This window comes from Polaribacter sp. BAL334, from assembly GCF_015767435.1.
GTDB lineage: Bacteria > Bacteroidota > Bacteroidia > Flavobacteriales > Flavobacteriaceae > Polaribacter.
The window spans coordinates 1-418 of the sequence record NZ_JADWOV010000200.1 but is presented as its reverse complement, the minus strand read 5'-3'; the positions used below and the strand labels follow the sequence as shown (position 1 = coordinate 418).

The 418-nt window shown below is 29.9% G+C and carries 1 protein-coding gene; it reads right to left on the bottom strand.

The window, feature by feature from the left end:
• Positions 1–308 (bottom strand): SusE domain-containing protein (locus IU405_RS01135; RefSeq protein WP_197436792.1); only part of this gene is annotated, 308 nt, incomplete at its 3' end.
• Between the last annotated feature and the right edge of the window lie 110 nt (positions 309–418).

Genomic DNA, 418 nt, shown 5'->3' with positions numbered 1-418 from the left:
GTAAAAGACAGTTCTGTACTCTCTGTAACTTCTGTTTCTGGATCAGAAAAGTCGCCATTTTCAGCATCAATTTCTAACGTATATTGCAAAGGTGTTCTTACGCCATAATCAGAAACATCCCAACTAAAACTGACAGCTGTTTGATCTTTACTGTTTTTACTTAAAACAACCTTCGTAACTGTTGGATTTATCAATAAATTTCCATCCAATGGAGGTGTTGCTATATAAATACTTTCACTATCTGAGCAAGAATGTAAGATGATGGAAGTGAAAAGTATTGCTACTATAAATTTTAAACTATTTTTCATATGATTTATATTTTTGATATTATTTTTCAGTATTTTAAAAACCATCAATCTGTTTTAAATTAGGATTTGCCAATAAATCTGCAGTTGGAATTGGAAATAAATTGTACTTG